The sequence below is a fragment of the Frankia sp. CpI1-P genome, assembly GCF_001421075.1.
In the GTDB taxonomy this organism is placed as follows: Bacteria; Actinomycetota; Actinomycetes; order Frankiales; family Frankiaceae; genus Frankia; species Frankia torreyi.
On record NZ_LJJX01000066.1, the window covers coordinates 1 to 26,624 of the forward strand.

At 69.0% G+C, this 26,624-nt stretch carries 18 protein-coding genes and 21 pseudogenes; 22 read left to right on the forward strand and 17 right to left on the reverse strand.

The genetic code is table 11. From position 1 onward, the window contains the following. Positions 1–86 precede the first annotated feature (86 nt). A pseudogene (locus tag FF86_RS68710) lies at positions 87–397 on the forward strand (hypothetical protein); the annotation flags it as partial. 45 nt (positions 398–442) lie between these two features. Then, positions 443–686, forward strand: a 244-nt coding sequence (locus tag FF86_RS68715) for a hypothetical protein (RefSeq protein WP_396230124.1), incomplete at its 3' end; no start/stop codon positions are given. A 479-nt stretch (positions 687–1,165) separates the two neighbouring features. Here FF86_RS68715 and FF86_RS58960 read toward each other — a convergent pair. After that, positions 1,166–1,370: helix-turn-helix transcriptional regulator (locus FF86_RS58960; RefSeq protein ID WP_242419722.1), on the reverse strand; the 205-nt coding region annotated here is incomplete at its 5' end. Position 1,371: 1 nt separating this feature from the next. Continuing rightward, positions 1,372–1,486: pseudogene (locus FF86_RS63250) on the reverse strand (transcriptional regulator); the annotation flags it as partial. A 161-nt stretch (positions 1,487–1,647) separates the two neighbouring features. Between FF86_RS63250 and FF86_RS27350 the strand changes: the two are divergent. Then, positions 1,648–3,012 (forward strand): MFS transporter, encoded by a 1,365-nt coding sequence (locus FF86_RS27350; protein WP_044887993.1) that lies wholly within the window; start codon positions 1,648–1,650, stop codon positions 3,010–3,012. Between the two features lie 141 nt (positions 3,013–3,153). Here FF86_RS27350 and FF86_RS27355 read toward each other — a convergent pair. From FF86_RS27355 to FF86_RS58970, 3 genes and pseudogenes are all read right to left on the reverse strand, one after another. Beyond that, on the reverse strand, positions 3,154–3,549 hold a 396-nt coding region (locus FF86_RS27355), incomplete at its 5' end, for a hypothetical protein (protein WP_242419724.1). 639 nt (positions 3,550–4,188) lie between these two features. Continuing rightward, the coding region (locus tag FF86_RS58965; protein ID WP_242419725.1) for a cytochrome P450 at positions 4,189–4,643 on the reverse strand (455 nt) is incomplete at its 5' end. Position 4,644: 1 nt separating this feature from the next. Next, positions 4,645–4,977: pseudogene (locus tag FF86_RS58970) on the reverse strand (cytochrome P450); the annotation flags it as partial. A gap of 2,177 nt (positions 4,978–7,154) precedes the next feature. On the opposite strand from FF86_RS58970, the pseudogene FF86_RS68720 reads away from it, so the two are divergent. From FF86_RS68720 to FF86_RS58990, 10 genes and pseudogenes are all read left to right on the forward strand, one after another. Further along, a pseudogene (locus tag FF86_RS68720) lies at positions 7,155–7,600 on the forward strand (cytochrome P450); the annotation flags it as partial. Position 7,601: 1 nt separating this feature from the next. Next, positions 7,602–7,749: pseudogene (locus FF86_RS68725) on the forward strand (cytochrome P450); the annotation flags it as partial. Position 7,750: 1 nt separating this feature from the next. Further along, a pseudogene (locus FF86_RS68730) lies at positions 7,751–8,135 on the forward strand (cytochrome P450); the annotation flags it as partial. Positions 8,136–8,267: 132 nt separating this feature from the next. Beyond that, positions 8,268–9,215: FAD-dependent monooxygenase (locus FF86_RS27375; protein WP_255355946.1), on the forward strand; the 948-nt coding region annotated here is incomplete at its 3' end. A gap of 1 nt (position 9,216) precedes the next feature. Further along, positions 9,217–9,573: pseudogene (locus tag FF86_RS68735) on the forward strand (monooxygenase); the annotation flags it as partial. A 1-nt stretch (position 9,574) separates the two neighbouring features. After that, positions 9,575–9,618 (forward strand): annotated as a pseudogene (locus FF86_RS68740) (hypothetical protein); the annotation flags it as partial. A gap of 1 nt (position 9,619) precedes the next feature. Further along, positions 9,620–9,744: pseudogene (locus FF86_RS68745) on the forward strand (hypothetical protein); the annotation flags it as partial. Between the two features lie 186 nt (positions 9,745–9,930). Then, positions 9,931–10,422: AfsR/SARP family transcriptional regulator (locus FF86_RS58980; protein WP_242419726.1), on the forward strand; the 492-nt coding region annotated here is incomplete at its 3' end. A 1-nt stretch (position 10,423) separates the two neighbouring features. Then, positions 10,424–10,485 (forward strand): annotated as a pseudogene (locus FF86_RS58985) (hypothetical protein); the annotation flags it as partial. A gap of 1 nt (position 10,486) precedes the next feature. Further along, positions 10,487–10,728: pseudogene (locus FF86_RS58990) on the forward strand (BTAD domain-containing putative transcriptional regulator); the annotation flags it as partial. Positions 10,729–10,828: 100 nt separating this feature from the next. On the opposite strand, the gene FF86_RS27385 reads toward FF86_RS58990, so the two are convergent. The 5 genes from FF86_RS27385 to FF86_RS27405 form a co-directional block, all read right to left on the reverse strand. Then, positions 10,829–11,374, reverse strand: coding sequence for a TetR/AcrR family transcriptional regulator (locus tag FF86_RS27385; RefSeq protein WP_044887988.1), 546 nt, complete (start codon positions 11,372–11,374; stop codon positions 10,829–10,831). Between the two features lie 108 nt (positions 11,375–11,482). Next, a partial coding sequence (locus FF86_RS27390) for a nuclear transport factor 2 family protein (protein ID WP_206779057.1) occupies positions 11,483–12,010 on the reverse strand: 528 nt, incomplete at its 5' end. Positions 12,011–12,110: 100 nt separating this feature from the next. Further along, positions 12,111–12,971: a PhnD/SsuA/transferrin family substrate-binding protein gene (locus tag FF86_RS27395; protein ID WP_157867000.1), complete on the reverse strand. Its 861-nt coding sequence runs from the start codon at positions 12,969–12,971 to the stop codon at positions 12,111–12,113. 222 nt (positions 12,972–13,193) lie between these two features. After that, complete coding sequence (locus tag FF86_RS27400) at positions 13,194–13,838, reverse strand: ABC transporter ATP-binding protein (protein ID WP_313954391.1); 645 nt, start codon at positions 13,836–13,838, stop codon at positions 13,194–13,196. A 92-nt stretch (positions 13,839–13,930) separates the two neighbouring features. Further along, complete coding sequence (locus FF86_RS27405; RefSeq protein WP_242419730.1) at positions 13,931–14,560, reverse strand: ABC transporter permease; 630 nt, start codon at positions 14,558–14,560, stop codon at positions 13,931–13,933. A gap of 783 nt (positions 14,561–15,343) precedes the next feature. Between FF86_RS27405 and FF86_RS27410 the strand changes: the two genes are divergently transcribed. After that, the coding region (locus tag FF86_RS27410) for an LLM class flavin-dependent oxidoreductase (protein ID WP_242419727.1) at positions 15,344–16,231 on the forward strand (888 nt) is incomplete at its 3' end. A gap of 1 nt (position 16,232) precedes the next feature. Continuing rightward, a pseudogene (locus FF86_RS58995) lies at positions 16,233–16,408 on the forward strand (hypothetical protein); the annotation flags it as partial. 240 nt (positions 16,409–16,648) lie between these two features. Here FF86_RS58995 and FF86_RS68750 read toward each other — a convergent pair. Both FF86_RS68750 and FF86_RS68755 read right to left on the reverse strand, forming a co-directional pair. Further along, on the reverse strand, positions 16,649–17,154 hold a 506-nt coding region (locus FF86_RS68750), incomplete at its 5' end, for a TetR-like C-terminal domain-containing protein (protein ID WP_396230122.1). Between the two features lies 1 nt (position 17,155). Continuing rightward, positions 17,156–17,251, reverse strand: a pseudogene (locus FF86_RS68755) (hypothetical protein); the annotation flags it as partial. Between the two features lie 217 nt (positions 17,252–17,468). Between FF86_RS68755 and FF86_RS68760 the strand changes: the two are divergent. The 7 genes and pseudogenes from FF86_RS68760 to FF86_RS27430 all read left to right on the forward strand — a co-directional run. Continuing rightward, positions 17,469–17,877: pseudogene (locus FF86_RS68760) on the forward strand (MFS transporter); the annotation flags it as partial. Between the two features lies 1 nt (position 17,878). Further along, complete coding sequence (locus tag FF86_RS68765) at positions 17,879–18,892, forward strand: MFS transporter (RefSeq protein ID WP_396230123.1); 1,014 nt, start codon at positions 17,879–17,881, stop codon at positions 18,890–18,892. Between the two features lie 869 nt (positions 18,893–19,761). Then, a partial coding sequence (locus FF86_RS68770) for a winged helix-turn-helix domain-containing protein (protein WP_396230126.1) occupies positions 19,762–20,116 on the forward strand: 355 nt, incomplete at its 3' end. A 36-nt stretch (positions 20,117–20,152) separates the two neighbouring features. After that, positions 20,153–20,305 (forward strand): annotated as a pseudogene (locus tag FF86_RS68775) (BTAD domain-containing putative transcriptional regulator); the annotation flags it as partial. A 1-nt stretch (position 20,306) separates the two neighbouring features. Continuing rightward, positions 20,307–20,544, forward strand: a pseudogene (locus tag FF86_RS68780) (BTAD domain-containing putative transcriptional regulator); the annotation flags it as partial. Positions 20,545–21,165: 621 nt separating this feature from the next. Continuing rightward, a pseudogene (locus tag FF86_RS59000) lies at positions 21,166–21,362 on the forward strand (3-oxoacyl-ACP synthase); the annotation flags it as partial. A 1-nt stretch (position 21,363) separates the two neighbouring features. Then, positions 21,364–22,107 (forward strand): annotated as a pseudogene (locus tag FF86_RS27430) (3-oxoacyl-ACP synthase III family protein); the annotation flags it as partial. Positions 22,108–22,195: 88 nt separating this feature from the next. Here FF86_RS27430 and FF86_RS59005 read toward each other — a convergent pair. The 5 genes and pseudogenes from FF86_RS59005 to FF86_RS68795 all read right to left on the reverse strand — a co-directional run. Further along, complete coding sequence (locus FF86_RS59005; protein ID WP_044887979.1) at positions 22,196–23,692, reverse strand: FAD-dependent monooxygenase; 1,497 nt, start codon at positions 23,690–23,692, stop codon at positions 22,196–22,198. Positions 23,693–23,723: 31 nt separating this feature from the next. Continuing rightward, the coding region (locus FF86_RS36585) for a phosphopantetheine-binding protein (protein ID WP_206779058.1) at positions 23,724–25,454 on the reverse strand (1,731 nt) is incomplete at its 5' end. 1 nt (position 25,455) lies between these two features. After that, positions 25,456–25,652, reverse strand: a pseudogene (locus FF86_RS68785) (hypothetical protein); the annotation flags it as partial. A gap of 1 nt (position 25,653) precedes the next feature. Beyond that, positions 25,654–25,737 (reverse strand): annotated as a pseudogene (locus FF86_RS68790) (hypothetical protein); the annotation flags it as partial. A 1-nt stretch (position 25,738) separates the two neighbouring features. After that, a pseudogene (locus FF86_RS68795) lies at positions 25,739–26,624 on the reverse strand (acyltransferase domain-containing protein); the annotation flags it as partial.

Sequence of the window (26,624 nt, forward strand, 5' to 3'; positions counted from 1 at the left end):
GACGCGTCAACGTCGGCCTGACTGAGACCTCAACCTCGATCACCGGGAAGGTACGCCCTCCCCAGCCGATCCACAGGTCTCAACCATTGCTCCTCACCGGCCACACCGACGGTGTAAACGCGGTGGCACTCACGCCGGACGGGCACACCGCCCTCACCGGCAGCTCGGACAACACGGCGATCGTGTGGGATCTAACCGATCCCGATAACCCGAGAAAGCGCGCTACCCTCACCGGCCACACCGGTTGGGTGTACTCAGTGACACTCACTCCCGACGGGCACACCGCCCTCACCGGAAGCCAAGACCGGACAGCGATCCTGTGGGACCTGACCAACCCGGCTCGCCCTGTCCGCCGCGCCACCCTCACCGGCCACACCGACTCCATACGCACGGTGGCNCTCACTCCCGACGGAAGGCCGACTCCACACTAGACCTGTGGAACTTGGCCAACCCTCTCCGCCCCACCCGTCGCGCCACCCTCACCAGCCACACCGGAGCCGTATACGCCGCAGTATTCACGCGGGACGGCCGCACAGCGCTAACTGGTAGCGCCGACCGAACGGCAATCTTGTGGAACGTCGGAGGTCTGGCCGATCTTCTCGCTCACCTGCCGGATCGGGCTTGTGTCGCGGCTGGCGGCGGTCTCACTCCAAGCGAATGGAGAAGCTCCATTCCAGATATTTCCTNCAAGAAGACATGTAAGAACTGACGAGCTGGTCGGAAGGTGACNGTCCGACAGCGTTACGCCGGGGCGGCCCGGTGGTTCCGGGTCTGGAACCGCGTCCTCGCGGCCGTGGTGATACCGGTGCTCTCCGGTGTTGCCGTCAACCAGATCCTCGACAACGGCGTGGTCAGCGTGCCGTGGGCCGTCGGAGCCTTCGGCCTGGGAACGGTGGCCTACCTGGTCGAACGGCGAACGGCGGAGGGCAGCGCCGCGCCCGCGGAACTCGCCACGGTGCTGGACGAGCTCGCCGCCGAGGCCCGGCGCGAGTGGGGGCGAGAGCTGGACGAGGACCTGCTCCGGGTCCGGTGGCAGCGTTCGGAGCGGAACGTCAGCGATCACTGGGATGTTTGCCGGTCTCCACCGTCTGACCGGCGGTCACCATGACCACTGGCACGTCCCGCATCCTCAGCAACAGTGCCGTCGCGGTCACCAGCGGGTGCGCTAGGTGTTCGCGGTCGGGGTGAGGACGGCGGCGAGGAGGCCGGGAAAGCGTGCTTCCAGGTCTTCGTAGCGGATGGCGACGACGCGGCGGCGCCCCTCGACCGTGGTCATGGTCAGGCCGGCCTCGCGCAGCACGCGGTAGTGATGGGAGACGGTCGGGGCGCCGACCTCGACCCCCTCGGCGATCACGGAGCAGTCGACCGGGNCGGTCCGGGAGTACATCGCCTGCATCAGCGTGAGCCGGACCGGGTCGGCCAGGGCGGCAAGGAGCGTGACCAGGTTGATCGAGTCACGGCTCGGCTGAGGGAGCTGTCGAGACACCGCGGGCTGCCCGGCTCAGCCTCTCGGCCGACCACTCAGCCGGTCACCCGGCCGGTCGGTTCGCCGGTCGGTTCGCCGACCACCTCGTCGACCGCCCAGCCGGTCGCTTCGCCGATCCCGATGCTTTGACACCCATCGAACGTACCCCTAGCCTCCCCACTGTGATGATTCGACAAGGATCGAATTACAAGCCTGAGGGCGAGGGCGGGCTGCGCGGCTGGCAGCTCGGGGTGCTGGCGGCCGGCACGTTCACGCTGGGCGTCGACGGGTTCGTGCTCGCCGGCCTGCTGCCCGCGATTGCCGACGACCTGTCCGTGAGCGTGTCCACCGCCGGCCAGCTCACCACGATCTTCTCCATCACCTACGCGGTCGGGTCGCCGGTGCTCGCGGCCCTCACCGGCCGCTGGGACCGGCGCCTGCTGCTCGGCGGCGGGCTGGCGTTGTTTCTTCTCGGGATGGCCGGCCAGGCACTTGCCCCCTCCTACGCCGTGATGGCCGCCGGCCGGGCCGCCGCGGCCCTCGGTGCCGCGGCGTTCCAGTCCAACGCCTACGTCATGGCCGGCATGCTCGCCGACGGCCGGCGGCGCGGCCGCGCGCTGGCCGCCGTCACCGCGGGGACCTCGCTCTCGACGGTGCTCGGGGTGCCCTTCGGCGTCCTGGCCGGGCAGTGGTTCGGCTGGCGAGCGGTGCTGTGGGTCATCACGGCACTCGCGGCGCTCACCGCGTTCTGCGTGCCCCTGCTGCCCCGGGCCCACGTCCCACCGACGAACATGCGCGCCCGGCTGGGCGTGCTGACCCGGCCCGCGGTACTCCTGGTTCTGCTCGCGACGGTCGCGGTGGTCGCGCCGCCAATCCTGCTGATCTCCTATCTGCCGGTCGTCCTGGGCATGGCCGACACCGATGGCCGGCTCGTGGTGATACTGCTCGCGTTCGGGCTGGGCAGCCTGACCGGAAACCGGCTGGTGGGACGCCTGGTCGACGGTCGCGGCGCGCTGGGAGTGCTGCTGGTCGCCGTCGCCGGGCTCGCCGCGTCGTTCGCCGTGCTGGTGCCGGCCCGCGAGGAGTACGGCGCGGCGCTGGCCGTCCTGCTCGCCGTCGGCGCCTTCCAGGGACTGTCGATCACGCCGCAGCAGCACCGGCTGTTCGTCGTCGCCCCGGACGTCGCCACCGTCGCCCTCGGGCTCAACGGATCGGCGATCTACCTCGGCAGCGCCCTCGGCGCCGCGCTCGGCGGCGTGACCCTCGACGCGGCCGGGGCGGCCACGATTCCGGCCACGGCCGCCGTACTCGCCGCAGCAGGGCTCGCCCTCATCGCCACCACCGCCCCGGAACGACGACCCCGGACCGCCGCCACGCCAGTGGCCACAGCGCCTACGGGCCCAGCGCCAGCAGAACCAGTGTCAGCAGAACCAGCGTCAGCAGGACCAGCGCCCGGGCAGCCGCGGCCGCTGATGGACTCAGGCCCTTCCACGGCCGCCGGGGCCGCAGCCGCTCGCGCTGCTCGGCAGCATGAGTCCGGACGGTGACGACGACCTTGTGATCGAGAGAGCCGGTCGCGCCTGGCGCTCGCGCATCCGGGACCAGCTCTCCCACCGACCTGGAGACAGGTGGTCCCTCGACGAGACCCACGTGAAGGTTCGCCGGCCATTCGCCGGCCAGAGGGCCGTTCAGGGGGCGGTGGTGACGAAGTCGGCCGCAGTGACGGGGACGGTGGCCAGGGGGCCGGTGACGTCTCCGACCAGGACGGTCCAACGTCTGCTGGTCCTGTCGATGCCGCCGGTGGGCGAGTTCTGAGACGCCCACACGATGTCGCGCGGGCCGCAGGAGTAGTAGCCGACATAGCCCGGATGGTTCTCCGGGGATCCCCAGGCGCCGCCGTCGCGCAGCCGGCAGCGGTCCCCGTTGGCCAAGACCAGGCCGAACGGGACGGGGTTCCTGGGCGGGGAGACTCTGGCGACGAGCGACTGGGCCGTGAGCGCGGTGAGCGTGGCCGAGTAGGGGTCGCGCAGGCAGAGCATCCGGCGGGCCTGGGGTGTCGGCCAGCAGGCATCGGCGGCGGCGGCNCTGGGCGAACAGAGGTAGATGTCGCCGCTGACGGCGGCCGGTGACGGGTACGCCTGGCTGGTGTCGCCGCAGTCGATCGGCGCGTCCGGATCATCATCGCGCCCGTCGACGGTCCAGCCCCTCGCCGGTTGTCCGCGGCGGTCGACCGGGGCCAGGTTGACCAGCCGAGTCACCGGGCCGCCGCGCGCGCCGGCCGCCCCCGAGCTTCCCGCCCCGGCGCCTGTCCCCGCGGCCGAAACCGTCGTCGCGGTCGGGACCGTCGTCGCCGTCGGGACCGTCCTTGCGGTGGACACAGCCGGCGTCGTCACAGCCGGCGGCGTCGTCACAGCCGCCTGCGCGCCAGTCCGCCCCTCGCTGGCACAGCCCGCGAGCGCCGTCACCGACGCCGCCACGAAGACGGCCGCCCACCAGCGCACGCCGGCCTCTCGCCGACCCGTCCTGCCTGCCCACACGTCCGCCTCCCGGCCAGGTCCCGCCGAGTCGACACGTGACCCGACCCGCGGACTGTAAGCTGCCCGCCGCCCGCGACCTCCCGCCCTGTCCGACACCCGACGACCTGGCGGTGCGGTGGTGCCCGACGCTATGCCTTGTCCCATCCGGGGCCTTGTCCCATCGGGACGTCGCCTACCTCCTCGCTGTCAGGCGGCGAGCCGAAGGGGGAGCGTCTGCAGCCCGCGGATGATGCTCTGGTTTCGGTATGTCGGCGTGCTCCCGATCAGAGCGAGCTCGCTGGTGCGCTCGAGGAGCAGACGAAAGATGATCTCCGCCTCCATGCGGGCCAGGGGGGCGCCGAGGCAGTAGTGGATACCTGTCCCGAACCCGAAGTGGCGCGCGGCCGGAGTGGGTCCCGCGTAGCGGGCGACCAGGAAACGGTCGGGCTCGTCGAACGCGTCCGGATCACGGTTCGCCGAACCGACGAGCAGCATGGCGCCCTCACCTCGGCGGAACTCCCGTCCACCGACCTCGGTGTCACGCAACGCCGTCCGCGGGATGAACTGAACCGGACAGTCGTGCCGCAGCATCTCCTCGACCGCAGCGGGGACGAGACCGGGGTCCGCGCGCAGCAGTGCCAGCTGGTCGGGGTGCTGCACGANGGCGAGGACTCCGCCGCCGATAAGGTTGACCGTCGTCTCGTGCCCGGCCACCAACAGCACGGCGCAGAGCGCGAGGACCTCGCTTTCGGTCAGCGCGTCCTCCCCGAGGTGGATCGCGACGAGCTGGCTGACGAGATCGGTGCCCGGCCTGACCCGGACGCGCGCGATGAGGTCCCGGAAATAGGCATCCAGTTCCCGGGCCGCCCGACGGCGCCCGGTGATTTCATCGGGAGTCAGCAGAAAGTCCGGATCGATGCCGCGAATCAGCGTCTCCGCCCATTCCCCGAATATCTTTTCGTCCGCGGCCGGGACGCCGAGCAGCCGACATATCATGCGGGTCGGCACAGGCCGGGCCANTGCGCTGATCGCGTCGATCTCACCGGCCTCCAGCGCCGCGTCCAGCAGCCCGGTGACGAAGGACGTGATGTCGGGGGCAAGCTCGGCGAGGGTGCCGGGAGTGAACGTCCTGCTGACCAGTCGACGTAGCCGCGTGTGATCTGGCGGATCGGACCGCAGGAGCGACTCCAGCCCGTCATCGGCGTCGCCGTCGGGACGGAAGGGACTGATGTTCTCCTTGTAACCGTGCCCGAAGGCGGGGTCCTGGAGCACGGCGGCGGTGTCGCCGTGTCGGGTCACCAGGGTCACCCGGTGGCCCGCCATGTCATACCCGGCCAACGGGTCAGCCTCGCGGATGGCCCGGTAGGTGGGGTAGGGATCCNCCTGGCGTGCGGCGTCGAAGGCCACCAGCAGCGGCGAGCGCCGCCCGCTGGCCGGGTTCGAGGTCGAGGCGGTGGCCATATCGGCAGCTCCTTGTCTACGCGTACATGTTCGTCCCGACCCGGTCCTGCGGGACCGGTCGCCGCTGCCGGACCGATCGCGCGCCGAGGAAAGAACTGGACCGGTGAGACAGCACGCACCGGTAACCTAATTGGTCGGGTCGTCAACAGCCCATGAATCTCCAAGGGATTCTCCGCCGACGAATTTCATCAAGATTGTGGCCACACCCGACCAGCGATGTCAAATAGGTAGTCCGAATCGACCGATCGGATTCTAAGCGGGATCTTGGTGTTGCGGATTTCGTGAACTCGGATGTTTCGCGACGGAGCCGAGTGCGATCGCGGAGATCTGTTGCGTCCGGTGCCACGAGCCGTGTCTTCGCCGCTTGGCGGATCCCGCCCACCACCGGGAGTGTCCGACTGCCGGCGCCGTCCACCNCGGACTCCGCCGGCGAACGCCTACGCCGAACGGTTCTTCCGCACGGAGAGGGACGAGATTCCCCTGCTCGATCAAGGAGCCGGACGACGCAGCAGTCCCGCCGTGCATGGAATCAGCGGCGTGAGCGGCATGGAATTCACTCGAGCTCCTGATCGATGAGTGGCAGGACAACACGTTCACTGCCGTCATGAGCTACCCCGGCAGCCAGCCGCGTACCAAGGTGACCGGCCGGGTTGAGCTCACGTCAAATAACCAGGTGGATATCGTCTGGACCGAGGAGGGATATGCCAGCAGGGGGCCGCGTTCCATCGACCTTGATGGCGAGTACCNGGCTCGCATCGTCAGCCAGACCATGGCCGGCGACTGGTACTCACGGTCGCGTGGCCGAGCCGTTGCCAGCTTTCGCATGGTCGCCGCGTCAGCCACCTGAACAGCCCGTCTTTGCAGGACGACACTCGCTGGGCGCGCTCGTGAGGCAGGGACGATTCTCGGCCCGGTCTCCACCGCCGCAGTGATGGCACCATCGTGCTGTCACGGCCTTGGCCAAGCTCCGCGCGGGAGATCTCCTCCACATCGAGGCCGTCAACGATGTCCCGGCTGGCGCCAGCCAGGAGCAACCGGAGCACGGCGTCGCCCACGTCCCGCGAGCCTGTGACCCGGCCACCGCCGACGAGAAGTCCGCGGCGAACTCCTCGAACCTGCCGCGCATCGCGGCTGTTTATCGTCTTCCGGGCCTGCTCAAGCCACATGCCCGTGGTCCCCCACCCGCCGGGAGGGCGGTCGGAACCGCGCACTACGCTGAGTCCCCCTCAGGTCGTCGACGGGCCACTGCGGCGCGTCACCCGGGTGCGGACCGACGAGCTGCCTGTCCCGGCTCGTTGCGACGGCAGCCGCGCCTGCGTGCGGCTGGTGGTCGGCAGTCGGCGGCCGGCAGCCCGCTCCGCCGAGCCGATGGATCGTCAGTGAGCGCCGCTTTAGCGAGACCCAAGACAGCCCTCCTAATTTCTCTGTGTCAGCTGGTTGCAACGTTCGGCGCAGAGGAGTTCTGAATGTCTGACTCTTCAGGGGCGTCAGGCGCCCCTATGCCATTCCCGTTCCCGGACGGGCCTATGGCCACGGCACCACCGGAATTTGCTCGCCGACGGTCGGAATGTCCGCTGAGCGAGGTCGTCCTGCCCACCGGCGATCCCGCGCTTGTCGCCGTCAGGCACGCCGACATCCAGCAGATCATGTCGGATGACAAAAACTTCACCCGGGATCTGTCGTCCCCGGACGCGCCGCGGCTGTTCCACAACATGCTCCTGCTGGAGGATCCGACGATCCTGCTCAACATGCATGGCGAAGATCACCTTAGGCTTCGCCGGATCGTTGCCTCCGCGTTCACTCCCCGACGGGCGGAACAGGCTCGTCCGGAGATCTCCAAGATTATCGACCGGCTGCTCGACGACGTGGAGAGCGGGGGCCATCCAGCCGATCTCATGACGTTCGCCCGACTGCTGCCGACACGGTTCATATCGCAGATTCTCGGTGTGCCCGAGGATGACGGCGAGCAGCTTCTTGAATGGGTCTCCGCGTGGCTTTCCTTCGCGTTGCCCCGCGAGGACCTGGACCGCGCCGCGAACGACTTCTCGGATTACGCGCGGGCCCTGGTCGAGCGGAAGCGGGCAGAGCCGGGAGACAGTTTGATCGATCACATCATCAACGCCCACGACGTTGAGGATCGACTTTCCGAGAACGAACTNATCTCGATGATCCGGATGCTGATTATTGGTGGGAACGAAACCATCGCCAATGCCATCAGCCGGTCGTTGTTCAGCCTGCTGTCCCAGCGGCAGCACTGGGCGGCGTTGCTCGCCGACCGGTCACTGGTGCCGGCGGCGATCGAGGAGCNTCTGCGCCACAATCCGCCGGGCGGCGGCACCACCGGTCTCATTCGGCTGGCCACCGCGGACGTCGAGCTGACCTCGGGATCCGGAGTCATCCGGGCCGGGCAGGGAGTCTTCACGCCCCTGGTCGCGGCCGGGCACGACCCGGCGGTCTTTCCCGATCCCGAGCAGATCAGGTTCGACCGGCCGAAGACGCATTCGACGATGCAGTTCGGTGCCGGTCGGCACTACTGCCTGGGCGTTCATCTCGCTCGGGTCGAGCTGGAGCTGACGTTGAATGCACTGCTCGACCGTTTCCCGAACCTGCGACTGGCGGTTCCGCCGGCCGAGCTACCGTGGTCCGAGGGAAGCTATGGCGTCGGACTCACCGGCCTTCCGGTCGTCTGGTAGCCAATCGACTTTCACTGGCTCAACGGGCCGCGTTTCACCGGGATCTGACCAGGATCGATGACGGATGGCGGAGGAGGCACCGAGCCCGACAGTGGCGGGTCGGACCTCGTTATCCGAGGATGAGAGGTTGACTTGAGCGGGAACGTAGTCGTTGTCGGTGGCGGGCCTACTGGTTTCATGCTTGCCAGTGAACTCAGGCTGCACAAGGTGCCCACTATTCTTCTGGAGCGTTTTGCCGAGCCGTCCGGGTACTCACGCTCGCTGACGTTGCATGCCCGGTCCGCTCAGGTCTTCGAGCAGCGCGGGCTGCACTGGTTCGAGGGCTACCCACCGGTGCCGTCCTACAACTTCGGTCTCATCGAGATCCAGGACTACATCGACCCGTCACTTCTGCCCCTGCTGGTCCCGCAGCGTGACATCGAGCGCAGGCTCGAGGAACGTGCCGCCTCGCTCGGTGCGGACATCCGTCGGGGTCAGACGGTGGTCGGGCTTCGGCAGGACCAGGACGGCGTCGACGTCACCGTCGAGCAGGAGGACGGCACCGTCTACCAGCTCCGGGCGGACTACGTGGTGGGCTGCGACGGCGGCGGCAGCACGGTCCGGAAACTTGCCGGTATCGGGTTTCCGGGGACGTCGTCGACGGCGAACGGCCTCACCGCGGACGTGATCACTGCCGACAAGCAGGGATTCGTCAGCCCTACGCTGAACCAGAACGGCATGTTCGCCGTGGTCCCGCTGGGCCCGGAGCTCTATCGGGTGACCGCCCTGGAGCTGGGCGTCGAGGGCAGCCGCGACGGCGTGGAACCGACCGTGCAGGAGTTCCAGGAGAAGTTCAAACGGGTCTCCGGTTCGGAGCTCGGGATCCTGAACACGGGAGAGATACGGTGGCTGTCTCGCTTCGGTAATGCCACCCGCCTGGCCGACAGCTATCGTGAGGGCCGAGTCCTGCTGGCCGGCGACTCCTGTCATATCCATTTTCCGGTCAGTGGGCAGGGTCTCAACACCGGGATTCAGGACGCACTCAACCTCGGCTGGAAGCTCGCCGCCCAGGTGAACGGATGGGCGACGCCCGGGCTGCTGNACACCTACGAGGCGGAGCGTCGCCCAGTGGGTGCTCGGGTCTGCTGGAACACCCGGGCCCAAGATGCCCTGCTGCACCCGCTCGACCGACTGGAGCCGCTGCGGGGCCTGCTCGGCGAGCTGGTGCGTCTCGAGGCCGTCAACCGGTATCTCACCGACATGGTGACCGGCGTCGGAATCCGTTATGACGTTACGGTCTTCGGTACCGATCCCGGGGAGTCCTCTCTGTTGGGCAGGACTGTTCCCGACGACGTGGTGGCAAGCGCCACGGCGGCGAACGGGGGTGTCTCGCCGCTGTTCGAGGGCCGTGGTCTCCTGCTCAGCTGGGAGGAAGAGGAGTCGCCGAAGGCGACCGCGGNCGACTGGGAGGGCCGGGTTGATCCCACGATCATGCCGCGACCCGNGGGTGTAGCGGCCGCGGTGCTGCTGGTACGCCCGGACGGATACGTAGTCCATGCCGATCCGACCGGTGATCCCGAGAGCCTCCGACAGGCCCTCGCGGCCTGGTTCGGTGTTCCCGCAACTATTTNCTGAGGAATTATCGGACGGCTGACTTCGTGAAGCTCGGGAGCAACATCTAAGATATCTTCTTCTGAGACCGTGGAACCACCGTGGCTCGGTAGCCGCCGTTTCCGTGAATCGTGGTGCTTGAGGAGGCGCAGTGAGGTACTCCGTCCTCGGACCTCTCCGGATACTTGACGGAGACCGCGAGATCATGATCAGTGCGCGCAAGGTCGAGATCATGCTCGCTGTCTTCCTGGTCCGAGCAAACCATGTGGTCTCCCTCAGCCAGCTGACGACCGAACTGTGGGGCGACGACCCGCCGCGGCGGGCGATCGCCTCGATGCACGTGTATGTCTCGAATCTGCGCAAGATACTCGCTCTGCCGGCCGAGACGAAGAACCCGATCGTCACCCGACATCCGGGCTACCTGCTGCAGATGGAGCCGGACGATCTCGATCTCACCCTGTTCGAGCGGAGAGTTCAGGAGGGGAAGAGACACCTTGCCGAGGGCAGCTATGCGCAGGCCTCACGATGTCTGACGGCTGCCCTCGGCCTGTGGCGCGGTCCCGCCCTCGGCGATCTGAAGGCCGGCCCGATCGTGAGCGGATTCCTGGGATGGCTCGAGGAGACCCGGCTGGAGTGCATCGAGCTCTCCCTCGACGCGGATCTGGCGCTGGGTCGCCACCCCGAACTGGTCCGTCGGNTGATCGCCCTCACGAACGACCATCCGCTGCGCGAGACTTTTCACCACCGGCTGATGCTGGCGNTCTACCGGTCGGGCCGACAGGTGGAAGCCCTCCAGGTTTACCAGACCGTCCGGGATATCTTCCACCGGGACCTCGGCCTGGAACCCAGTCGACCGCTGCGGGATCTGCAGCAGGCGATTCTTCAGGCCGACGAGGGCCTCGATCTCCACTCCAGGATGCCTCGCGCCTGCAGGGGTGAGTCGCGATCGGGCGCCGTCTCCGAGATGGCCCGGACCGTGTTCTCCCGCGATCGACGGCGATGACCGACACCGCGAGGCGTGGATCGGGGCCGGCTCGCCGTCGTGACGTCCGCGCCTNCCGATCCCGGCGCCGGCCAGTCCGACCACCGTGGGCGCGGTGGAGCTAACGAGCAAGTAGTCCGTCAAGCAGCACGCCGAGCAGACGCTCGGCACGCTCGGTATCTACCGGCGGCTGCTGCGCCGCCCAGGCGACGGCGTTGACGAGACTCACGAGATCATCCGCTCGGGTGTCGGGCCGAACGGTACCGGCCGCGCGGGCGCGTGCCAGCAACCGCTCGGTGATGCTGGTGAGCTCGGCACACACCGCCCCCAGCGTCGCCGAACTGTGAATGATCCTGGCTGTCCACGCGGCCATGTTCGGGTAGGACATCGCCGCCGCGATGAGCCATCGAGACCACTGCGTCAACTCGTCGACCGGGGTGGAGCTGCCCGCCAGCTCGTTGCCCCGTTCCACCAGGCGTTCGAAGCTGGTCTGCAGCATCGCCTCGATGAGCATCTGGCGGGTCTCGAAGTGACGGTAGAGCGTGCCGATCCCCACGCCGGCGTCCTGCGCGATGTTCTCCAGCGAGGCGCCCGTCCCGTGCTCGGCGAAGTGGACGCCGGCAACGGTGAGCAGCCGCTCGCGGTTGCGGCGGGCATCGACGCGCATGCCTAGAGAATACCGGGGAGTACTCTCCGCCTGGCCTCCTCAAGGTGACGACGGACGGGCACCACGTGCGGACCGCCGACGTCGGCTGTCGGGGTGGACCTTCCCCGATCAGACACCGGCGGTGGGTACGGCCTCGGGACGCAGCCGTTCCCGCATCTGGTAGAGCAGGTCGTCGGGGTGGGAGAGACTCTGCCCCCCGGGGGCGAAGTGTTCCACGAACGGCGACGGCGCCGCCGCCTCGAAGCGCTCGTATCCCCCGTGCAGAACGATGCGATGGGCGATGCGCCACTCTCCGTCGCGACGCTCGAAGCGATCGAGGTAACGCAGGGTTCGCAGATAGGTCACCTGCTCGCCGTTGATTTCCATCGGATTGAGACTGAGCCCGAGCGACTCGGCGAACGCCACGTCGCCCTCCAGCTCGACCAGCGTGCTGGGGATCATCAGGCCCTTGACCTTGATCGGTGCGGCCCGCATCTCCGCCACCATCTTGTCCGCAAACTCGCGTGCGCTCCCGTTGGCTCTGGCGGGGGGCGCCTGAAAATGCTCGTAGATCGCGTCGTCGTGAAAGACGGTGGCAAGGGCCTCGGCGTCGCGGCGCTCGGTCGCGCGCGCATAGATGAGGCACACCTCGCGGATNGCCTGCTTGTCGAGAAGTTCCCGCAGGCTGCGTTCGAGGTCGTCGTGTCGACCGGCTGGCGTCGTCATCAGCTCTTCTCCCTGGTGGTCGGTGTCGCCGTCAGGCCTGGAGATTCGGGTTGAAACGCTCGGTGAACAGACCGGCCACCTTCTTGTCGGCGGGTATCCGGCCCAGGGTGGCCAGCGAGTCGTAGGTCGCCTGAAGGCTCTGGACGACCTGCCCTGTGATCGGGATGCCGTACGTCCGTCCGGCGTAGGCCAGCTTCGCCTGCGCGACCGGTATGCCCAGGGTCTTCGCCTGCGCGGCCACCAGTTCGTCGTTATGGGTGTTGCCCCAGACGAACGATCGGTCCACGCGTCGGATGTAGTCGAGGGCGGCGCCCAGCTTCCGCGGGTCGTTCAGGACCTTGTGGGAAAGGCCCCAGAAGAGATGGGCGTCCCACAGCCCGTTGTCGCCGTTGGCGAGCCACCGCGCGCGGCCCTCCTGAACGAGCGAGGCGGCCGGGGGTGTGCAGGCGGCCAGCGCATCCACGCGCCCGCTGAGGAACGCGGCCTGCACATCGGCCGGCGACGTGAGGTCCACACGGTGGACGTCCTTGCCGAAGTCGAGACCCACGCGCTGGAACGCGCGGATGGCGACGAGCTCTGATGCCTGCCCGACCCCGTTGCCGACGGTCTTGCCCCGCAGCTGCGCGATGCTGGTGATCGTGGAGTCCTTCGGAACGATGACGCCGCAGACGTTCGTGGGCCGCTGGATGGCATGAACGATGCTGACCGGCAGGTCGGCGGCGGCGTATCCCGCGAACGCGACGTCGCTGAAGATGATGACGTCCGCCCGCTCCGACGCGAAGGCCGCGGCGATGTCCTTGGCGGTCGGGGCCGCGACCGGCTTCACCTGGTATGGCGTGTTCGCGAGGCCGGCGGCGGTCAGCTGCGACTGCCACGGCGCGCCGTTGGCCACTCTGAGCGTGACACCGCCGAGATCGGTCGTCGGCGCCGGTTGGACTGTGGCCGCGGCTGACGACGGCGGTGTCCCGCCGCTGGACCCACAGCCCGCGACGAGCACGAACGCGGCGACGAGTCCGACCAGGGCGATCGCTCGCCGTACGGGAGCGGCCGAGAGCATCACGCTTCTCCGGTTTCGCTAGTTCCTGATGTGGATGTTGGTGGTGACAGCCGAGCTTCAGCCGCCGACGCCGAGCTCCCGCAGGAGGTCGCGCCGCAGCACGTCGAGCGCGACGGCGTCCGCCGCGTCACGGGTGATGCCCGTGGTGTCCGAGTCCCGCACGATGCGCCCCTCGGCCATGACGAGCACCCTGTCGCCGAGGAGAATCGCCTCCTCGACGTCGTGCGTGACGAGCACGGTGGCCGGGCGGTGGCGGTCCACGAGTTCGCGGACGAGCGCCTGCATACGGATCCGGGTGAGGGCGTCGAGCGCGGCGAACGGTTCGTCGAGGAGCAGCAGGTGGGGCTCGCGAACGAGCGCCCTGGCGAGCGCGACGCGCTGCGCCTGCCCGCCCGAGAGCGTCCCGGGCCAGGCGTCGGCGTGATCCGCGAGCCCGACCTCCTCGAGTGCGGCCAACGCCTGCGCGCGAGCACCGCGAGTGCCCGCCACGCCGAACCGGACGTTGAAGTCGACCCGCTTCCACGGCAGCAGCCGCGGCTCCTGGAACACGATGGCGACCTGCGTGGGCACATCGACCTCGCCGGCGTCCGCGGCGTCCAGCCCGGCCAGGGTGCGCAGCAGCGTCGTCTTCCCGCAGCCGCTCGGGCCGAGCAGGCACAGGAACTCACCCGCCTGCACGCGCAGGTCGAGGCCCCGGATCACCTGACGGGCGCCATAGGCGCGATGCAGGCCGCGGACCTCGACGGGGGCCCGCGTCTCGCGCANGGATTCCTGACGTAGCGTCGTCGATGAGGTCATCGGTTGCCGACTCCCGTCCGCCAGGCCAGCGTCCGCCACTCCAGGACGCGAACGACGAGGTCCGCGGTGATTCCCATCAGGCAGTACACGACCACGCAGGCGAAGATGACGTCGGTGTCGAGGTACTGCTGGGCGTTGGCCATCAGGTACCCGAGGCCGCTCGTGGTGTTCAACGTCTCGGCGACGACGAGCGCGAGCACCGAGATCGACAACGAGTAGCGAAGCCCGACGAGCGTCTGCGGCATCGCGCCCGGCAGCACGACGTGGCGGATGATCTGCCGTCGGCCCTTGCCCATCGCGACGGCCATCTCCACCAGCCGGCGGTCCACGTTGCGGATGCCGCCGTGGACGTTCAGGTACACCGGGAAGAAGCAGGCCATGGCGATGAGGAGCTCCTTGGACAGCTCCCCGAGACCGAACCAGACCACGAAGACCGAGGTCAGCGCGAACACGGGCACGGTACGGACCATCTGGATGGTGGAGTCCACAAGCTCTTCCCCGAGCCGCCACAACCCTGAGACGGTCGCGAGCGCCACGGCGGTGGACACTCCCAGAAGCAGGCCGATCGCCGACCGCCGCAGGGACACGAGGACGTTGCTCGCGAGAGTGCCGTTCGTCGTCAGCATCCACAGAGCGTGAGCGGTGTGGGCGGGTNACGAGAACAGCCGCTCGTCGATCGCTCCCCCGCTGGCGAGAAGCTGCCAGGCGAGGAGCAGCAGGAACGGCACCAGAGCGCGGCGCCCGAGGGAGCCGAGTCGCCTGCTCACACGATCGAGAGGGTCGGTAGTGGAGTCACCCTCCGGAATCTAGCAAGATCCCACTAAGTTCGTCGGCAAATTGTGGTTTCTCACCGCATGCAACCATGTGTTCTCTGTAGCCGTACGTGTACCCGCGCCAATCTCACCCTATGTATCAGAATTTATACGGAACGTGATCCCAGTGGAGCGCGTGGTTCCCGGAAGGGATCGGGCTGGGCGGCGGTGGCGAGACCGCCGCCCCACGTCCCGTCGTGGCCCGCGCCGGGCGCGAGGAGCCATCCCCGGCCGACGGCGCCCGAGCTTCACGAGCCGCCGACCGAGGCGCTGTACTCGGCGCGGATGACACCCCCTACGCAAGTACACCGGTACCGCGGGACGGATAGAGAACGCGCAGGTCGCGGTNCACCTGACCTATGCGACCAAGGCAGGACACGCGCTCGTCGACCGTCTCGAACCGGTTCGACAGGCAGGAGTCTTCCCGATTCCGGCCGACCCCCTCCTGATCTGCCTGGTTGCGCAGTGATGTCATTCTCCATACCCTTGCGAGGACCTGGCTCGTGATTCAACGTCGGCATGGCGGCAGCACATCCGCCATCGGTGCCCTCGTCGGCGCGCCGGCACATCTGTTGATGAGACAACGGAGAACCCACAATGAGCAATTTCCAGGGAATACCCCTGTCCGTACTCGACACGGTCCCTGTATGGCACGGCTCGTCCGCGACCGAATCGGTTCGTGGTGCCCTGGATCTGGCCGTCGCGGTGGAGCGACTCGGATACCGCCGCTACTGGGTGGCGGAGCATCACAATCAGCCGGGCGTCGCCGCCACCGCGCCCGCGATCCTGATCGGCCATCTGGCGGGACGGACCAGCCGACTCCGGATCGGCTCCGGCGGGGTCATGCTCCCCAACCACCCGCCGCTGGTGGTCGCCGAGCAGTTCGGCACCCTGGAGGCGCTTTACCCCGGCCGCATCGATCTCGGTATCGGTCGGGCTCCCGGCACCGATCCGGCCACCGCCCGCGCTCTGCGCCGCGCGACCGGCCCGAACGCCGCCGCGGAGTTCCCCGCCCACCTCCAGGAACTGCTCGACTACTTCGGTCTGGCCCAGGCCGGCAGCGGCCACGGGGGGATCCAGGCCCTGCCCGCCGATGAGAACGAGGTACCTGTGTGGGTGCTCGGTTCCAGCGGGGAGAGCGCTCAGCTGGCGGGTCGGCTCGGCGCGGGATACGCCTTCGCCCATCATTTCAACCCGTCAGCGACCGTGGCCTCGCTGGACATCTACCGGCGCAGCTTCCGCCCGTCGGCCCAGTTCGCACAGCCGTACGCGGTGGTCGCCGCCGTCGGCATCGCGGCCGACACCCAGGAGCACGCGGAGTTCCTCGCGGGACCGCTGGGGGTGGCCTTCGCGCTGAGCCTGCGCGGGATCAACCGGCCCTTCCCCAGCGCGGCCATGGCGGCCGAGATCCAGGTACCGGTGTCATCCGACGAGGCCACGATGATGCAGCAGGTCCTCGGGCCGCAGCTCATCGGCAGCCCCGAGNAGCTCAAGCAGCAGCTCGAGGCACTGGTCGATGCCACTGGGCTGGACGAGCTGATGCTGCACACGATGATCCAGGACCCCGCCGAACGGGTGCGCTCGTACGAACTGTTCGCCGAGCTGCTTGGCTCCGCGTCGCGGGAGCCGGCCGTCGTCGCCCAGGCCGCGGAGACCGCCTGACGGATGTCTGACCTGGCCGGCCCCGCGCGCCGCCCGATGGCGAGGACGCCACCGACAACGGCCTGAGCCCGTCCGGGTGCGCGGCACGTCAGCGGGAATCGCGGTGGCGGGCGGCGGCCCGCCCGGGGGCCGGCTCGGTGACAAGGTCCCCAAGCCCTGCGATGTCGACATGGATCAAGCTGCTGGGCAGGGTGTTCGTGGCTCTGCCCGACTGCGGGGAGCCCTCCTGCCGCCGGCCGGTCAGGCCCGGATGAGTGGCAGGAGAACCTCGTCCACGACGGAAACGACGAACGGCTCCGGGACGTCCGTCCCGACGACCACCACATGCTGAATGATCATCCCTGGACCGACGTCGGCGATCAACGGTGTCGCGGTGCCCGGGCGGACGGAGCCCTCGGCTATCCCACGGGTCAGAACGGCCAGGATTTCGCGCCGGCAGGGATCGAGGACCCGCTGCCCCACCGCCTTGTGCACCAGCCCACCCGAGCCTGGGCCCTCGTGGCGCACGATGTCGAACGCCGCCCCGTTCGTCAGGCCGATGGCGTTCCGGATGCAGCACATGATCAGTAGCAGGTCCTCGCGAACATCTCCCGTCAACCGGAGCTGCTGGGGAGACGGAAGCACGCTCTGCAGGACCGCGGTCACCAGCGTGTCCTTGTCGGCCCAGCGCCGGTACAGCGCCGCCTTCCCCGTACCCGCGGCGGCCGCGACGCCTTCCATGGTCAGCTTCGAGTAGCCGTCCTCGCNCAGGATCTGATGGGCTGCCTCGAGGATCGCCTGCTCAAGCGCCTCTCCGCGCCGGCGACTCCGCACCGGGGCGGCCACTGGGGAGGACTGTGCCACTGGGCAACTTCCCTATCGAGACGTCACTGACCGGTTGCCCTGGCAGACGCCCACCGATATAGTAGACGCAGCCGTTCACTAGAACTATCTGACACCCGCTACTATGGACCCGCGGAGAGCAGCATGTCCAGTGGATCAACAGTACTGTCGAGTCCACCCCGGGCCCGGAGACCAGGCCATCCCACGATCACTCTGATGATCATCGTGTGCTGCCAGNTCATCGTCGGCCTGGACGCCACCGTCGTGAACATCGCCCTGCCGCACATCCGCTCGGCGCTGCATTTCTCCTCGTCCAGCCTGGCCTGGGTCAGCAGTGCCTACACCATCGCCTTCGGCGGCCTGCTGCTGCTCGGTGGCCGCGCCGGCGACATCCTCGGTCGGCGGCGGGTCTTCATGGCCGCGCTCGGAATCTTCGGCGTGGCTTCCCTGCTCGGCGGCCTCGCGCCGTCCTCGGGCTGGCTGCTGGCCGCCCGAGCGGCCCAGGGAGCGGCCTCGGCGTTCGCGGCGCCCAACGCCCTCGCGCTGATCACGTCGAACTTCGAGGAAGGACCCACCCGCAACCGGGCCTTCGGCGCAGTGTCAGGGGCATACGCGGCCAGCCTCGCCCTGGGGCTGATTCTCGGCGGNATGCTCACCGAGTGGGCCTCCTGGCGTTGGGTGATGTTCATCAACGTCCCGATCTCGGTCGCGGTCCTCCTCCTGGTGCCCCTGTTCATCAACGAGGCGGAACGCCATCCGGGGCGTTTCGACCTCCCCGGCGCGTTCCTGTCGGTCGCGGCGATGACGTCACTCGTCTACGGCCTGCTCCACGCGGCCTCGGACGGGTGGAGCAACTGGGTCACCGAGGGCACCCTGGCCCTGGCAGTCATCCTGCTGGCCGGTTTCATCGTGGTCGAAGCACGGGCCGACCAGCCGATCGTCCCCTTGGGAATCTTCAAGAACCGCAGCCGGGGAGCCGGGTACTTCGACCTGCTCGCCCTCACCGCCACCATGGCCGGCATGAACTTCTTCGTGACCCAGCTTCTGCAGAACGGCCTCGACTTCGGGCCGCTGCGCGCCGGATTCGCCTTTCTTCCCATGGCGTTCGCCATCATGACGGGTGGCACCATCGCCGCCCAGTTCCTCGAACGGGTCGGCACTCGCGTGTTCGTCGTCGTGGGCGCGGCCATGGTCTTCTGCGGCATGGTCTGGCTTTCCCGTGTCGATCTCTCCACAAGCTACCTCAACGGTGTACTCGGTCCCACACTGCTGTTCGGTGCCGGCTCAGGACTCGCCTTCACCGCGCTGAGTTCGGTGACCCTGTCCAACCTTCGGCCGGAGGAGTCCGGCGCGGGTTCCAGCCTTCTCGAAGCGATGCAGTGGGTGGGCTTCTCCCTCGGGGTCAGCACCCTGGTCACCGTCTTCGCGTCCTCGAGCCGGCATGCCCAGGAACATCTGCCCACCGACCTCGCCCCCGGCGACGTAGGTCGCTACTCGCTGTTCGAAGGAATGAGCGGCGCGTTCACAGCGTCGCTGGTGTTCGTGGGGGCAGCTCTCCTCGTGGCGATCATCGCGCTGCGGACGCGGGCGACAGCATCGCAGGAGGCCGTCCCCGCCAAGTATCCCGTCGAGACCCCGGCGGACTCCACCGCGGCGGGATAGCGGGCGGCTTGCGTCCCGGGCCCCACGACGTGCGCACTCCCTGACCCGAGTGATGCACCCACGGATGTCGGTCATGGAGTCCGCCTGTTCGGCGGCCTGATCTCGATGTGGGGCGGCCCGCGGGGGCGACGGGCGGTCGGCTGACGAACGGCAAGGTCGCGCCCCTCGACCCCGGCGAAGGCCCGGGCCGGCCGAGGCGGGCGCCGAGCCCGGGTGGACGCGCCCGTCCGCTGCCCCGACCAACACCACGAACATCCGTGTCCCGCGAGCTAGCCACACCACAGAGCAGCAAGAAGAACAATGATTCAACTATCAAGTGACACTTGTCACGCAACACTACAGATTGTGCAGGTCGACCGGCCGGCGCATCCTTACACCCCGACGGACAGCACCCATAACCACAGGTGAGAAAACTACCCCTTTCATTGATCACATGAGGCCGGAAACCGAGCGTTACATTGCTGTAGTATTACAGAACATAACGTCGCTGAGGGCNGCCACGTCATCTATACTGATGGCGTGGCACTTTGCGGTCCGGCCCACCCCCACCTCAGGTGCCGGGCCAGGTCAGGTCTCTTCCTGCCAGCATGAGGTAAGGCGGGCATCTCCAGTCGTCTTACGATCCTTGCGGGTGGCGAGAGAAGCACGTTCTCGCCCGATGACAAGCTGTGGGCACGCACACGGATTAGCGTGAGGCGCCGGCCAGGCCGCCAGGACCGAAGGGCCGGCCAGCGATCAGCGTGCCGGGCCGGGAGCTGGAGAATCTCCGGGTGGAGAAGGACCCGAACCAGCCGGTTGACGAGTTCCGGACGCNCATCCTCACCNGCGTGCACCCAGACAGAAGGGAGGTCGTCGTGAGGCGCTACGAGATGTTGGGAGAACTACGAGTGGTCACCGAGTCCGGTGACCACTCCCTGAGCGTACCCAAGGTCAAAATCCTGCTCGCGACACTACTGATCCGCGCCGGCCAGGTGGTCCCCGCCGATCAGCTGGTCGCCGAACTCTGGAACGGGCGTCCGCCCCGGTGTGCCGCGGCCGCCCTGTACGTCTACGTCTCCCAGGTACGGAAGTTCCTGTGCGTCTCCGGCGAGTCGAGCAGCCCGGTGGTCACTCGATCCCCAGGGTACATGTTGCAGCTGGGCACCGACACACTCGACCTGCACCTCTTCCAGAAGGAGCTGAGCAGAGGATGCCAGCATCTTCATCTCGACAACTACGCCCAGGNCGTCACGGAATGCGAATCGGCCTTGAGTCGGTGGNGCAGCTCCGCGCTCGGTGGGCTTCAGGGCGGCTTTATCATCAATGATCATATCACCTGGCTCGAGGAATCCCGACTGGTGTGCCTGGAGACGCTGATCGAGGCGAAGCTTGGACTACAGCGACACCACGAAAGCCTCAGCCAGCTCTACTCGCNCATAGCCGAGTATCCCCTCCGCGAGTCGTTCTATCAACTCCTGATTATCGCCCTGTGCCGATCGGAGCGCAGAGCGGAGGCTCTGAGCGTCTACGACCGCGGCTGGAGCACCATCACCCGGGAACTCGCCGTGGAACCTGGCGACGGCTTCCAGCGTATTCGCCAGTCAATTCTGGACGAAACGTGCGAAATACGTGGTATCAGGACACCCATCATTCGCCAGCGAGTCGGCCTGTAAGTAGTCGCCGCCGCAGGTGGCCACGGGTCGTGGCGATATCTCGAGCCGTCCTGGCAGCAGCCGGTCACGCGCCGCGAGGACCACCGGCGCCCCGTCCATTCGGACGGAAGGGACCATTCCTCATGTTCCTCTCCCCGATGTGGAAAGTTGAATTAACCGCCCATGCCGCGGACGTCGTCAACCTGTTCAAGGCAGGATCCTCCAGGAATTGCCGAGCTGGTTGTTTCCGGCCGCCGGCCGGTTGATCCAGGCGGGTCTGGGCAGGGGTGGGGACACGGGCGGCTGGCGAAGAACTCCCGCGGCGGGCGAGGGCAGCGCGCAGGGCGGGTCGTTGCCGTGGACCTCGTCGCCGGCTGCCCACCGTCCGGGGCCCCGGCACCGAGCTTTGACGCGTCTGCCGCTCGGNCGCGGCGTCGCGCGCCGGGTCACCGATGCTCCGCGAGNCTCGCACCCTGGCCGACCATTCCGACCGGGCCCGGAAACTCAGCAATGACCTAGGGCCGCTTTAGGGCGAGATTGCATTGTTCTGGCATGGAGTCTACGGAGATCCGGATCATGTCTGCGGGAACCGCTCTTCCGGGCGCCCCGGTCGACAACGCCCGTCTGGCGAGACTTTTCCGCATGGATTCGGTGTGGGAGCAGTGGGTCGACACCTTCATCGGCACCCGTACCCGCCATCTGGCCCGTGACCTGGACACCGGCGAGCAGTACTGTTCGCTGGCCGACCTCGCGACGACGGCGGCGCGGCACGCGATCACCGCGGCGAACATCAGCCCGGCGGACATCGAGCTCATCGTCATGGGTACCTCGACCCCGGANATGCTCATGCCCGCGACCGTCAACATCGTCGCCGACCGGATCGGGATCAACCGCGTCCCCACCTATCAGCTCCAGTCCGGCTGCTCCGGGGCCGTCCAGGCACTGGAGGTCGCCCACCACTTCCTGCAGACCGGCGCGTACCGCACGGCGCTCGTCCTGGGCGGCGACACGACGGCGAAGCACTTCGACGTCGATCTCGACGTCACAAGCATGCCGCCGGCGCAGTTGGTCAACCTCATCCTCTTCGGGGACGCGGCCGGCGCGGTCGTGCTGGGCACATCGCCCGACCATGGACGGGCCGTGATCCGCCGAGTGGTCACCCGGCTCACGGGGCTCGGCCGTGAGCCGGGGCAGTCGCTGGAGTGGTACGGGCTCGCCGACCGCGACAGCGACCGTCCGCCGGCCAGCGAGAACTACAAGATGATCGAGGAATCGGTGCCCCCGATGGCGGTCGAGACCCTGCACATGCTTCTCGACGACCTCGGGTGGAAAGAGACCGATCTCGACTACCTGCTGCCGCCGCAGCTCTCCGGCCGGATGACGCCCCGCATCGTCGAAGCGCTGGGGGTGCCGAGCGCGGAAGAGGTCTCCTGCGTGACCGAGACCGGAAACACCGGCAACGCGCTGCCCTTCTTCCAGATCGAGCGGGCCCTCGCCGAGATGGCGCCGGGCGACCGAGCACTCGGCATCGCGGTGGAGTCGAGCAAGTGGATCCAGGCTGGATACGTGTTCGAAGCCCTGTGATGATCCCCAGGCACGGCGCCGGGCCCGGCCGCGACGGTCCCCGGCGCCGCCGGGCCGGGTCCCGGTCGGGACCCGGCCCGGCGGGGCGTCACGGCGTGCCCGCTCCTGCCGGCGCGGGCGTCCCGAACCAACGGGCGAGTGCCTCCCGCAGGCCCTTGGCGTCCGTGCCGTCGGCGTCGGCATGGGCGACGTGTCCGTCCGGGCGGATCAGCAGGGTCGCCGCGTCGACGTCGGGGATGGGGTCGGCCACCGTCAGGTCGACCCGACCGCTCCAGTCGGCGATCCCTGTCAGGTCGGCGGCGCCCGCGGAGAGGTCGAGCAGCACCCCGCGCCCGGCGTGCAGGGTCGTCGCCACGGACTCGACCCGGTCGCCGATCACCAACGTCGCGTCGGGTACGGGCCAGCCCAGTAGCGGATGGTCCGGCCCGGCGCCGGACTGGGTCGCATCCTCGAACGGGTACCGCACCGCGGTGGTGATGTCGAGCAGGTGCTTGCTGACTCCGTCGATGCCGATCAGATCGTTGACGATGTCCCGCAGGTAGGCGATGCGGTCCAACGGGTAGAGCAGCCCCATGGTCGCCTGGGCGTGCTGGCACATCCGCAGGCCCACCGGATGACGTTCCAGTTCGTAGGTGTCGAGCAGATCGGCGGGCGCCCATCCGCGCAGCGTCGCGGCCAGTTTCCAGCCCAGGTTGACCACGTCCTGTATTCCGGTGTTGACCCCCTGGGTGCCGGAGATGAAGAACGAGTGGGCGGCGTCGCCGGCGAGCAGGATCCGCCCGTCGCGATAGCGGTCGGCGATACTCACCGGCCCGCCGAACCGGCCGAGATGACTGATCTTCCCGGTTGTCGGGGCGCCACCGGTGATCCGGCGCATGCTCTCGAACAGCTCCTGCTCGGTCACCGGCTCCTCGGTCGGGCCGGTCTCGTCGAACTCGATGGACATCAGCCGCAGGCCGCCGGTCACGAGCGGCATGGCCCCGAAGATGCCCCGGTCGTAGACACCCGACTCGAACGGGTAGTCGGTACCCGGGGTCAGCTCCAGGTCGCCCCACACGCCGTAGTAGCTGTTCCCGAGCACCGCAGACGTGATCCCGGCGGCCTTCCGGACCGCGCTGTCGGGACCGTCGCAGCCGACCAGGTAGTCACCGGTGAGTTGATAGACCTCGTCGCCGGCCGCCACCCTGGCGGTGACCCCGGCGGCGTCCTGTTCGACTCCGATCACTCGGTGACCCCGGCGCAGATCGACGCCCAGCTCGACCGCCCGCGACTCCAGCAGACGCTCGAGCCGCCACTGCGGATAGACGTAGGTGAGCTCCTCCGGCTTCGCCGAGCTGATGTCCAGCCACAGGAGCGCGAAAGGCGTCCGAGGCCAGGGGAAGATCCCCTCGCCGTGGATACGCTCGGCGAATCCGCGCTCCTTGAGGACCTTCATGGTCTGGCCGTGGACAGCCATTCCGCCAGAGGCCGCAGGTGCCTCACGTCGCTGCTCCAGGATGATCGTCTCAATACCACCGAGACGGAGCTCGCAGCCGAGCATCAGGCCAGCCGGCCCACCGCCGACTATCACCACCGTGCCACTCATGGAAATTCCTTTCGACAGCTGGGATGCCGGACTAGTGGATGGGCGCTGACCGCCCTGGGGAGTTCGCGTCTGCCGGTGGGACGGCGGCGGACGGATCCGCCGTCGCCGTCGCCAGCCGATCCCGCAGATAGCCGGCCAGGGACTCGGCCGTGGGATGGTCGAAAATGACGCTGGCCGGCACGTCGAGGCTGGTGGCCGCCCGCAGTCGGTTACCGAGTTCCAGCGCGGTGAACGAGGAGAGGCCGAGATCCAGCAGGCTCGTGTCGGCGGCGACCGGGGTGTCCGCGGAATAGCCGAGCACCCCACCCACACATCCGCGTACGGCCTCTGTCAGCAGTGCCGTGGCCTCGGCTTCGTCTGCGTCCGCGAGCTGGTCGAGCAGCCGTGGCCCCGTGGGCGCGGCCGCGTTCCCGGCGCCCGCCTGCAGGCGGGCGACCTCGGGCACGCCGGCGAAGAACGGCACGGACAGATCGGCGGGAAACCGCTCCCAGTCGATGTCCGCGACGACCAGGACCGGCTCCTGGTCGCTGGTGGCCTCCTCCAGCACCGATATCGCCAGGTCCGACGCGAGCGGGCGCAGCCCGGGAGCCGCCGCCGCATCGAGGTCCGGTCCCGGCCACGGGGCCCAGGCCACGGCCAACGCGGGCCGGCCGTCGGCTCGGCGTCGGGCGACCATCTCCTCGACCTGGGCCGACACGATGCTCTCGGCGGTGGCGGGGTTCTCGGCGGTGGCGGGGTTCTCGGCGGTGGCGGGGTTCTCGGCGGTGGCGGGGTTCTCGGCGGTGGCGGGGTTCTCGGCGGTGGCGGGGCTCTCGGCGGTGGCGGGGCTCTCGGCGGTGGCGGGGCTGCCGGTGGTGGCGAACTCCGCCGGCAGCGGAGCGAGGACGACGAGCACGGCGACCGGCGCGCCCGCCCCGGTGCCGAGTGGCGCCGCCGTGGACTCGGCGCGCACCGGATCCCGCGGCAGCGCGGCCAGGCTGGCCAGCGCCTCGCCGCCGTCGGGGAGGTCCCCGGCGCACACCACGACGGACAGCGGGACCGTCGCGGCCACGTCGCGACCGGCCAGGTCGACACCGCCCGCCAGGTTGATGTCCAGGGCCGCGAAGGGGACCTCGTGGCGGGCCAGCTCCGCCTCGAGAGCCCGCACCGCGGAGGTGTGCGGGTCCGGGGTCAGCAGCACGAGATGGTCGGCGCCGTGGCGGGCCAGCCAGCGCAGGGCGACCCCGCCGAGTCCCTCGGCCGTCCCGGCGACGACGACCGCGCCCCGCGGTACCCAGCGCCTGCCCGCCCGCGGCCGGCCGGCCCGGACGAGGCGGAGACCGTCCTGCGGCGAGTGCCGGGTCACCCGGTAGCGCCAGTTCCGCTGCTGGCGCCACGCCGTCAGCGTCGGCAGCAGCGCCTCGACGGCGGACTGCCGTTCGGTGTCGATTCCCAGCGTCACCGCGAGGTCCGACGCGTCCCCCCGGTCGACAGCGGCCCAGAACTCCGCGTCCTGCGAGGTCGACGCGGCCGCCGCGGCCGGCTCCGCGTGCAGCCAGTACCGAGTCCGCCGGAACGCGTACGTCGGCAGGTCGACCGGGGCGGGGGGCCCGTCGCCGCGCACCGTCGATACGGCCGGGACGAGCCCACGCAGGTGGGCCGCCGCGAGGCCGGAGGTGATCGAGATCTGCTCGGGCCGGTCCGCGCGCAGCAGGGGAACGAGCAGTGCGTCCGGCGCCCCCGGCGCGGCCGTGGTCTGCAGACGGTCCTGGACGAGCGCCGTNAGCACGGCTGCCGGCCCGAGTTCGACGAAGGCCTCCACGCCGAGGCCGAGCAGGGTGCGCACGCCGTCGTCGAAGCGGACGGCCTGGCGCACCTGCCGCGTCCAGTACCCGGGCGAGCGCAGCTCGTCGAGCGTCACGCGGTCGCCCGTCACGCTGGAGACGACCGGGATCCGCGGGGTATGGAACGTGAGCGTCCGNGCCACCCGACTGAACTCGTCGAGCATGCCGTTCATGTGCGGCGAGTGGAACGCGTGGCTCACCCGCAGCCGCTTCGCCCGGTGGNCGCGGCCGCGCAGCGAGCGCATGACGTCCAGGGCGGTGTCCCGGTCTCCGGAGATCACGATGTTCCGCGGGCCGTTGATCGCGGCGATGCCGACCAGCTCCTGCCGCCCGTCGATCATCTCAAGGACCTCGTCCTCAGCCGCCTGCACCGAGATCATCGCGCCGCCGGCCGGCATGGACTGCATCAACCGGGCCCGGGCCGTGACGAGCGCGCAGGCATCCTCGAGCCCCAGGACCCCGGCGACGTGGACCGCCGCGAGTTCACCGATCGAATGCCCGATCATCAGGTCCGGTCGCAGGCCCCGGTCCTCCACCAGCCGATACAGCGCCACCTCCAGCGTGAACAGGGCGAGCTGTGTGTAGCGGGTCTCGTCGAGCAGCCGCGAGTCGGGATGGCCGGCCGGAGCGAACATCACCTCCCGCAGCGGCCGGTCGAGGTGGGGGTCGAACTGGGCGCACACCGTGTCCAGCGCCTCACGGAAGACCGGATCCTCCGCGTGGAGGTCGCGGCCCATGCCTGAGCGCTGGCTGCCCTGGCCGGTGAACAGGAACGCCGTACGTCCCGCGGGGCGTGCCGCGGTCGGCCCGACCACGCTGGGATCGAACTCGCCGTGTCCCAGTGCCGCGAGGCCTCGCATCAGGTCGTCGGACCGGCCGGCGACGACGGCGGCCCGGTGGCCGAGCAGGGGGCGGGTCGTGGTCAACGCGTGCGCGACGTCGGCCAGCGCGACGTCGGGGTGGTCGGCGACGAACCCGCGCAGCCGCTCCGCCTGGGCCCGCAGAGCCTCGTCGCTGTGCCCCGAGACGGGGAAGGCGAACACGCGGGGCTGGACGGTCCGGTCGGTCTGCGGGCCGGGAGCGGACGACGGCGCGGCGGGTGAGTCGAT

What these genes read in the sequence shown, in the direction of transcription:
- FF86_RS27405 (WP_242419730.1), bottom strand. Translation starts at nt 14,560, where the DNA reads ATGCTGACGACGAACGGCACTCTCGCGAGCAACGTCCTCGTGTCCCTG.
- FF86_RS27385 (WP_044887988.1), bottom strand. Translation starts at nt 11,374, where the DNA reads ATGCGCGTCGATGCCCGCCGCAACCGCGAGCGGCTGCTCACCGTTGCC.
- FF86_RS59005 (WP_044887979.1), bottom strand. Translation starts at nt 23,692, where the DNA reads ATGAGTGGCACGGTGGTGATAGTCGGCGGTGGGCCGGCTGGCCTGATG.
- FF86_RS68765 (WP_396230123.1), top strand. Translation starts at nt 17,879, where the DNA reads ATGCTCACCGAGTGGGCCTCCTGGCGTTGGGTGATGTTCATCAACGTC.